Origin of the sequence: Empedobacter sp. UBA6745, assembly GCF_002453775.1 — a bacterium.
Lineage (GTDB): Bacteria > Bacteroidota > Bacteroidia > Flavobacteriales > Weeksellaceae > Empedobacter > Empedobacter falsenii_C.
In genome coordinates, this window is sequence record NZ_DKHL01000003.1 from 1 (window position 1) to 9,406 (window position 9,406).

At 29.4% G+C, this 9,406-nt stretch carries 8 protein-coding genes; 3 read left to right on the forward strand and 5 right to left on the reverse strand.

Translation table 11 applies throughout. The features are described 5' to 3' along the window. Positions 1 to 89: 89 nt before the first annotated feature. Both B4H69_RS01505 and B4H69_RS01510 read right to left on the reverse strand, forming a co-directional pair. The gene (locus tag B4H69_RS01505; protein WP_180906080.1) at positions 90 to 1,316 is read right to left on the reverse strand and encodes a DUF4876 domain-containing protein; all 1,227 of its coding nucleotides are present in this window, start codon (positions 1,314 to 1,316) and stop codon (positions 90 to 92) included. A gap of 20 nt (positions 1,317 to 1,336) precedes the next feature. After that, a complete protein-coding gene (locus B4H69_RS01510) occupies positions 1,337 to 4,111 on the reverse strand; it encodes a TonB-dependent receptor plug domain-containing protein (RefSeq protein WP_180906079.1) in 2,775 nt (924 codons plus the stop codon). A gap of 415 nt (positions 4,112 to 4,526) precedes the next feature. Between B4H69_RS01510 and B4H69_RS01515 the strand changes: the two genes are divergently transcribed. Next, positions 4,527 to 5,612, forward strand: coding sequence for an alpha/beta fold hydrolase (locus tag B4H69_RS01515; protein ID WP_180906078.1), 1,086 nt, complete (start codon positions 4,527 to 4,529; stop codon positions 5,610 to 5,612). A gap of 119 nt (positions 5,613 to 5,731) precedes the next feature. Here the strand turns inward: B4H69_RS01515 and B4H69_RS01520 are convergent, their stop codons facing one another. The 3 genes from B4H69_RS01520 to B4H69_RS01530 form a co-directional block, all read right to left on the reverse strand. Beyond that, positions 5,732 to 6,067 carry a helix-turn-helix domain-containing protein gene (locus B4H69_RS01520; RefSeq protein ID WP_180906077.1) on the reverse strand — a complete coding sequence of 112 codons (336 nt, stop codon included), beginning with the start codon at positions 6,065 to 6,067 and terminating at the stop codon, positions 5,732 to 5,734. Between the two features lie 65 nt (positions 6,068 to 6,132). Next, the gene (locus B4H69_RS01525) at positions 6,133 to 6,573 is read right to left on the reverse strand and encodes a transposase (RefSeq protein WP_180906076.1); all 441 of its coding nucleotides are present in this window, start codon (positions 6,571 to 6,573) and stop codon (positions 6,133 to 6,135) included. Between the two features lie 13 nt (positions 6,574 to 6,586). Continuing rightward, on the reverse strand, positions 6,587 to 7,765 hold the full coding sequence (locus B4H69_RS01530) for a hypothetical protein (RefSeq protein ID WP_180906075.1): 1,179 nt from the start codon (positions 7,763 to 7,765) through the stop codon (positions 6,587 to 6,589). 139 nt (positions 7,766 to 7,904) lie between these two features. On the opposite strand from B4H69_RS01530, the gene B4H69_RS01535 reads away from it, so the two are divergent. Both B4H69_RS01535 and B4H69_RS01540 read left to right on the forward strand, forming a co-directional pair. After that, positions 7,905 to 8,873 (forward strand): helix-turn-helix domain-containing protein, encoded by a 969-nt coding sequence (locus B4H69_RS01535; protein ID WP_291092498.1) that lies wholly within the window; start codon positions 7,905 to 7,907, stop codon positions 8,871 to 8,873. Between the two features lie 140 nt (positions 8,874 to 9,013). Further along, a partial coding sequence (locus B4H69_RS01540) for a ferritin (RefSeq protein ID WP_291092500.1) occupies positions 9,014 to 9,406 on the forward strand: 393 nt, incomplete at its 3' end.

Below are 9,406 nucleotides of genomic sequence, written 5' to 3' on the forward strand. Positions count from 1 at the left end.
CTTTTTGCTGACGATTTACAATTTGACGTAAACAAGATGATCAATAAAAAACGAAAGCTATTTAAAATTTTCAAAACAAATTATTTTAATTAATGAACAATTCCATTTTTTAAACTTGGTTCAGAGTTTTTGATAAAATCTACCGTAGAATTATTTGTGTCTTTATAAACATTTTTTCCATTTTCCATTTTTCCTAAAATGTTTCTACGAACAGATTTTCCTAAACGATTGGCATCATTCCAAAACTCTCCAACTCCTGTCCAACCTGCATCAATTGTAGGTGATGTCAAGATATGTAAAAATTTATCCGGCACACTATTGTTCATTCCATCTACGATCCATGAGTTAGGAATTTCGTATGTATTTTTCTTTGTAATGTTACCTGCCGAATTGACATATTCATAACTATATTTATATTTTTCTAAGAAAGTCGTTGAACTTTCTCCTTCTGGAAAACGAGCAATTACATAAGATTCTACTCCACTACTATGTAAGAAAAACATATTGTAATTCATTTGCGAATAAATAACACTTACGTTAGGCACGCTAGGATTATCTACTTGCCCTAAAGCAGGATTTTCTGATGGAAATTCAAAATTTGCCTTGCTCAAATCAAAAGCGGTGCTCGTTATCGCATTATGATTGACAGCATTATCTGCAATTACAATAAAATCACCTGGTTGTACAGGATAATCTGTTCCATTTCCTGGTAATACCATTACTCCTTTTACTGCAAACGCTGTATTTGGATGATAAGGTGTAACGTTATTATCTACTTGCGTTAAGAATTCTGATTGTGCTAAAATTAATTTATCTGCATATAATACTTTATCCGTATTATTTGTGATTTTAAAATAACGGCTCGAATTATAATTTTTTCCTTCTGGTGTTTTAACTCCTGTATAAAAAGCCTCTTCGATAATAAAATCTTCATTAAACTGTTTTACAAACAATTCGATAGTTAGATTTTCTGCTGTATTCTTAACATCTATTGCTGACGAACCACCTACTTTTACCTCTTCATTAGCTGTTGTAACAACTGTACCATTTACTGTAACTTTGTAAGATCCTTTAGGTAATTCTAGTGTATATGCGTTGGTACCATCTATTGTTTTAGTAGACGTTGCACCTGTATTTAATTCTTTTACTTCAACTTCTAAAGTTTTATATGTAGAAATATTTTCTCCTTTAAATGATAAAGTCAACGTACTGTTTTGTACGATTTCTGTACCAAAATCATCATCATTAGAACATGATACCAATGTATATGAAGCTGAAATAGCTAAAAAACTTAGTAATAAAACTCTTTTTTTCATATGTTTCTATTTAATATATTTTAAAAATTATAATTCATTTCAACACCAAAATAAGGTGTACTCTTATTTACCATCTCTACTTTTACATTATTGAAATAATAGGGATTTATATAGTTGTATAGTTGATTCACAAACATCGAAGCTCGTAGAGCTTTGTAAATACTTTTTGTGACCTTAAAATTGACATTAATTGTATAACTTTTCTTTTCAGATAATGGTTCTGAAGTTGCTTTATTTCTTTCCAAATGTTGTTTGTATATATCCGTTTTATCAGCTTCTGTATACGGTTTTATCATTCCGTCTAAATCAATATAATATGTTGGAAATGCGATAATTTTCTCTCGAATCTTATGATCAAAAACAGAACCTTGAACAGATGCCGAAAACGTTAAGTCTAAACTTGGAATATACGTATCCATCATCAAGTTATAATTTAGATTAGATATTTTATACGTATCATCATTTTCATAAATTCCTATATACGGGAAAGATCCTATGACTCCTCCTATAGACACATTTGGTTTTTCATAAATAGGAATATCATTGTAATATTTTGTTTTAAACCAAGCACCACTTAAGGTAAATCGTGTATTAATACCTTTGAAACGTGGTGTACTATACTGAAATTCTACTCCTTCTTTATCCGTCACACTTCCGTTCTCTATCGTTGTAAAAGCTGCATGTTCTCTTACAATAGTGTATGGCACATTTGTTAAATCTGGTCCGTTTGCTGTCCAATTGTTAAGATCAACTTTCGTAGCATCATATTTTTTATATGAATTAACTCTGAAATTATTAAATGGTCGAAAACCATTGTTCATATTTTCTTTGTAATAGGTAATCGAGAAGTTATGTTTATTATAAGAAAAATCTGCTCTAACTTCTTTCTTAATATTTTTTGCTGCAGTTATATTTTTATTTTCTAATGATTGTACATACGTCATATAATTTATATAGCGATAACGTGCATCATCATGATAATAATTTAACTGAACATAGTCTGTAAACTGTTTATTAGGATATAAATAATAAGTCGTTGGTTGCTTATAGAATAATCCATATCCTACTGTTACATCAATTTGAAGTGGTTTTCCTGCAATCATGAATTGTGGTAATCCATACTGAAAATTAAGACGTGGTTCTGCAAAAACCTTATCACTTATCGTATAAGATTTATCCACACCTAAAAGCTTACTTATACGTAAACCTCCATATAATGTAAATGAGTGTTTATTTAGTTTATAATCGATACGATCTCCAATAAAAGCAGCAATATTTTGTGTTGCAGGAATATCACGAAATGCTCTAGGACGCGTAGTCATACTAGGAGATGGAGGCTGTGTAACATCATACACATCTCCTCTACCATTATTTTTGCTATAACGCCAATCTAATCCAAGTTCGTAAGTGTTAATTAAGCCTATAAAACTCTTTTTACCAGTTGTTTGTAATTGTGCATTCAAATCCAAAGGTTTACCATCTGTCATATAATCAGATACAAAACTAGTTGCTGCAAAAATCCCTACACTTTCTCCTTCTTCAGTTGATAATGGTAAGGCTCTTGGTCCCGAATATTGAATAAACTGTCTTTGTTCTATACGATCAAAACCTTGTCTAATAGATGTATTTAGAGTTACTAAATCAAAAAATGATTTTTTAGGAAGTTCGTATGTAAAATTATTTGTAACTGTAAATTTTCTTGTATAAGATTTATACCTATCTGTTGGTGCATAAGCATTATCTGGATCAATACTAACATTGTCTAAAGTGCTAGAAAAATCTAAATTAGATCTCCATCTCAACGGATTATTCCATAATTTAGTTTTTAAATCAGATCGCAATGATGCTGTAACGCGCTGATAATTCTCTTGATCATCGCTTGGATCTTCTTTTGCGTTTAGAAAATCGACAGATGTATTCAACTTCCAATTATCGCGTAGACTAAATCCTTTACCTACATAATATTGTTTACTAAAACCATCTACTTTAACACGTGCTTGTAAAGGAGTTACACCTATTTTTCGTTCTATTTTAATTAATCCAGAGGTCAGATCACCATAAGCAGCCGACGGAATTCCTCGTATTATCTCTACTTTTTCTATGTCATTCGTCGAAATACTTCGCATATCAATCCCTGTCGAAATCGTATTTCTATATTTCGGAGCTGAAGAAAATGCAAGTTGATTTAACGAACGTTGCATATCCGAATTGGAATTGATAATATTGTCATCCACCATAAACTGTACTCCTAAAGACGATGTTTCATAACCACCTACAGTTGGTCTTTCAGAACTTTCTCTAATCAAAGCAACATTAGTCGTTGTAAGATTAGGTTGTTTGGCTAATCCACCGGGTAAAAGCTCCATCAAATCAGAAAAACTAGATGGTTGTAGATGTTCCATTGCTTTTCTATCTATTACAGATTTAGATGTCAATCCTTTGTCTTCTTTTGCAGTAAAAACAACTTCTTGTAAAGCAATTTCTTTAGAGACAAGTACATATGTTAACGTTCTGTTTTTGGTAAGATCTATGCTAACATTATTATCTTCATATGCTATATGAGAAATTTTTAAACTATAATTACCAATTGGTAAAGTTATTTCGGCAACTCCATTTTTATCTGTTCGAATAGATTTACTATTGTTGATAATAACATTTACATCTTGTAATGCTATACTATCACTGTCTATTACATGTAATTTTAATTGCTGATTGATATTTTGAGCATTTGCATTTGCACTAAAAACTACAACTACAAGCACATATCTAAACTTCTCCAATAAATTACCTAACATTCTCTTCTCAAATTAGAGTGCGAATATAGAATTATTCTAAATAATTAACAATTTATTTAGACTAATTATTAATAAAGGTTAAAAAAGGAGTATTACATGAACAATTTTGTATTGATACAATTTGTACTTCTCGGGTAAATCATCCCAGCAATATTGATAAAAAGGATAAATTTTTAATCATAAATATAATTATGATATAAATAAACTTTATTGTAAATCACATTCATATTAAAAAAAATAATTCTATATTTTTTTAATAATTAACTAAATCAAAATTAAAATGTCCATAGCATTTTTTTTACTTGTAAATGTGCTATTTGTCTTTAATCTATATAAATACAAATATTTACAAGGTATTTTAAACATATGTACAAGAAAAACAAGTAGATTTATTTAAAATTTAATTTGGATTTCAATGAGAGATAAAACAACATCAACTACTAAATTATTCAGTTTAATTGTGATTTTCTTCATTACTTTTTCTGGATTTGGACAGGCGAAAAAAGACTCATTAAATCAGATAACTCTTTTTAACACTTATAAACCTGAATTTGAAAAGTATGAGAAACAATATGGAAAGTATATACAAACAAAAAATGCGAAAATACATTATTTGGAATGGGGAAATACGAAACATCCTACCTTAATTTGGATCCATGGTACATACAGCAATGCCTATGAAATTTATGAAATTGTAGAAGAACTTGTAAAAATGGATTTACATGTGATTGCGATAGATTATTATGGTCATGGTTTCACAGAAATTCCCAAAAAAAATGTTAGCATTTATGATGTAGCAGATGATATTAAATTCTTAATGGATAAACTCAAAATTGAAAATGCAATTATTGGAGGAACTATTTCATCAGCTTTTTACAACAGTTATCCATCTGCTGTAAAAGCATTGATCTTAGAAGATGGTGGTTCTGTAGCATGGGATTATAATGTTAATGCCATAGAGATACAAAAAGATATTGAAGAAATAAAACAATATTATAGTTCTAAAAAACCATTGATTTTTGACACTCAATTTGATGCATATTGGTACATGTACAACAATTGGGGGATAAAAGGAAAGCAAGATAAAAAACTTAAAAAAGAGATTTTTACTTCATATGCTAGAATTAAAGAGAATAAGTTAGGTAAATTTGAAATAAACCCTGGTGCAGAAGAGCTTACTGGAGAAAATACTGCTCAAGAAAATATTGCAATTATTTATGCACCTTTTACCTCAAAAACGGCTTTCGGTGCATCTACACATCAATTAAATCCGAAAATTATTTATCGAAACTTAGACAATCCTATGCTAATTTTTGATCCCATTAACTCCAATGATTGGTTTGATTTCAAAATTGAAAATGAAAAACTAACCAAAGAGCATCCACAATTTATTACCCATAAAGTATATGAAAAAACATGGCATGGTGTAAAAGATGAAAGGCCTCAAGAAGTAGTAAATGACATTAATATGTTTTTGAAAAAATATAAAATAATCAAGTAAACAAAATCAAAACTTGATGTGATTCTAAACTCGGGTACTATGTTAGCCGAAGTGCAGAACCTCATCCTTCTATCAGTTCGAGATTTCAAATATATTGTATAAAATATTTTTTACATTTCTCAAATATCACCTCTCTTTATTAATAATCTTTTTTCTTTCCATTTATGAACAGTATTTCGACTCATATTGAATATACGTGCCAATTCACTATTGTTCAACTTATTTCGTGTTTGATAATCTAAATAAAATTGTATATCCTCTTCACTATAAGATTTAAATTTCTGATTAGCACTGTGAGTTTCTACAGAATTGTTAAAAATGATTTTATTCAGTGCTATAACATCCATAGATGTAAGGCTTGATTTATTTAAAATTTCATCACACAATGATTTTTTTTCTGGACAGGTTTCATTCAAAATATCAAGGTAAAGTGCTTTATAATTAATTTTTCCCATTGCGATAAAATTTAAAAAACTACTGATTTTTTTTAAAAGAATCAGTAGTAAGAATTGTTAGTAGGCTATTCCTCTTGTTGGATATCATATTTTTCAATCCATTTATGTAAGGTAGTTTTTGGTATATTGTATTTTTTTAATACTTCACTTTTACTCATTTCACCTGTACGTATTTTCTTCAAAACATAGTCTATGATTTCTCTTGTATAAATGTTTTTTCGAAAAGAGGGAAGTCCCTCAGTCTTATTTTCGTTTTCTTTGAGGTAACGATTATTAAAAGGTGCATATAAAATAAGATGTTGACTGTAAATTCTGAAAAAATCATATTCCAACAACTTACTCCATTTTAATAAAGTAGAAGTATCGATCTCTTTTGAAGTATAGGTATCCAACACTTCATTCTCAGTACAATGTAAAAAGTTACAAATACGGGACATTTCTATCCCGTTTTCTGTTACCAATTGTTTGATTAAAGAGCCAATATGAATATTATTGTACAGTGACATCTATTATAATTTTTTATGGAGCTTTTATTTGTTCTATCTTTAAGAATGCTTTTGTACTTGTACAAATACCTGCAGGTAATGGACAATTAGTATCGTTAGCAAGATTATTTGGTGAAGGTGCTCCTAACATAAAAGTAAAAATATATGTTGTTCTATCAGAAGAATCTGTTGTTGTCCATGTATAGCGACGATACTCTGGTGATCCATAATACACATCAGGATCAGACCATGCAGAATTGAAACCTCCTGAAAAAGTTGAACCACTTCCTCCTCCATTTCCGCTCCATAAACCTTGCGCAGAAAAAGTTGTTGCATTATCTCCATATACAATATTACCACTTGTAACATATTGTGTACTATTATTCCACATAATCGTCGGTGTACCCACATTACTACGAATATTAATATCAGCCGAACCAAAACTATAGCCTTTTTCTATTTTTACACGAACTGAAAATTTTCCATCAGGCGAAGTAACAAAACGATGATAAACATCAAGACCTCCAAGTTTTTCTCCAACATTTAAATAAAGAGGACCAATAGAAGCACTTTGAGAGATATCAGCATTTTCTACTTCACCAACAGTTGCACTACAAGTCATACTGCTATCTAAAAAAGGTATAATTGTATTATCAATTGGAATTGTTGTTGCTACTGGAGACGAAACTGTAGGGGTTCCTGATACAGAAAAAACCAATTCTCCATTTCCATATTCCAATTTACCAGCACGTAGTTTAAAGGTAAGCCCATTCACTGTTTTAGAAGCTCCTGTTTGATAAGTTGCTCCATTTCCATTCGTATAATTAATTTTCAAATTCCCAGTATAAGGAGTTCCTGCAATATAGGTACTAGGAGTAAGAGATGCAGAAGTACATTGTATACTTCCAATAGTAGGCACAGCAGATGTAGTATTGTCTATTGTACGCCATTCACTTCCGTTCCAAAAATAATAGCCTCCAGCTAGAGCTCCAGTTCCTCCTATATTATATACCAACAAACCTGTAGCATTAGCAGCACTACTCAATTGCAGGGTATTACTAGTTAGTGTAACTCGAGGAACTAAAATTCCTTTATTGGTTGCAGTTACATCTAATGCTGCAGAAGCATCAGGCTGATTAGTTCCAATACCTACTTGACTATAAGCATAACTACCAATCAAAAGTGATAGTAAAAAAAGATAATAATTTTTCATAATAAATTGGTTGTTTTAAATTTTATATAAATAATTTATTTTACAATAAATCACTTACAGAATTTCATTTAAACAAAATCAATCAACTGAAAAACAATGAATTATATTAATTATTTTCAGAAAATAACTATATAAATTTATGAATACACTGAAAAATAAAGTGATCGAAAAATATAAACAACAACTAATCAGGAGCTACATTTATTTGATGCTTGCTTTTCAAGTTGTATTTTTTCTAATCTTCTATTTGTTAGAACAAAATAGAAATTCGATGATTATATATTTTCCGCTTATCGAATTTATTTTTATTTTTTATACTTACTCTCTAATCAAAAAGAGTTTCAATATTGAGAAAGTAGTTACTATTTATTTGATTATTGCACCATTATTACTTATTTATTCTATACTTAATTTTTGGTCTTATGGTTTAGTCCTTTTAGTATGGCTTATTCCATTACCATTTGGTGCTCAAATATTTTTCTCTCCAAAAAAAGCAAAAAAATTTACCTATTATACCATTATTGTATTAATATTTTCTTTGGCAATGGCCTATTGTATTGATTATGATACAAAAGTATTTGACAAAAAAATCATTAAAATAACTGATTTTTTAAACCTTCTGTTTAATGGAATTATATTATATGTTTTGATTTATTACCAAAACAAAATCAAACAAGTAAGGAACAAAGAAAATGATAATAAATTAGCGTTAGATGAAGAATCCAATCCTAAAAAAATCGTATCTTCTTACGAACTAAATGAAGATAAATGCAATGAAATTTTCAGTCAAATTGACCAAATTATAGTAGAAAAAGAACTTTTTAAAGCAAAAGATTTTTCGTTATCCCAACTTAGTGTTGAATTAAAAATCAATTCTAAATACTTATCCACTTCATTAAAATCAAAAGGGTTTACCAATTTTAATCATTATTTAAATTCTTATAGTATTCAATACGCGAAAGATTTAATCATAAATAGTGATTTGAATAAAGTGACATTACTTTATATATACTCAGAAGCAGGTTTTGCGAATCAATCAACATTCAACCGAGTATTCAAAAATTTAGAAGGAATTACACCTTCCGAGTTTATCAAAAACTATATTTAAATAATTTTTCAAGTCTTCAAGATATATAAAAAGAATTAAAACGAATCTAAATATCAATATTTTAGAAAGTATTAACATTCAAAAAACGGGTTTGGTGCGAAAATTCCATTCAATATTTTCAACTTAAATACCCCTTAAAAATGAATACAACAAGAATTTCTAAAACATTACAAAAAGCACTAAATGATCAAATTACATTAGAAGCTTTTTCGGCACAAATTTATCTAATGCTTGCATGTTGGGCAGACGAAAATCAATTGGACGGAGTCAAAAATTTTATGATGAAACACTCTCAGGAAGAGCGCGTACATATGGCTAAAATTATAGAATATGTGCAAGAACGTGGTGGAACTGTAAAAATTGAAGCCATTAAAAAACCTGGACCTGAACCTAAAAATGTATTAGAGTGTTTTCAAGCTGTTTTAAAACAAGAAATCGAAAATACCGAATCCATCTACAAAATTGTAAAAATGAGTATGGAAGAAGAAGATTGGGCTACATGGAATTTCTTACAATGGTTGGTTGCTGAACAA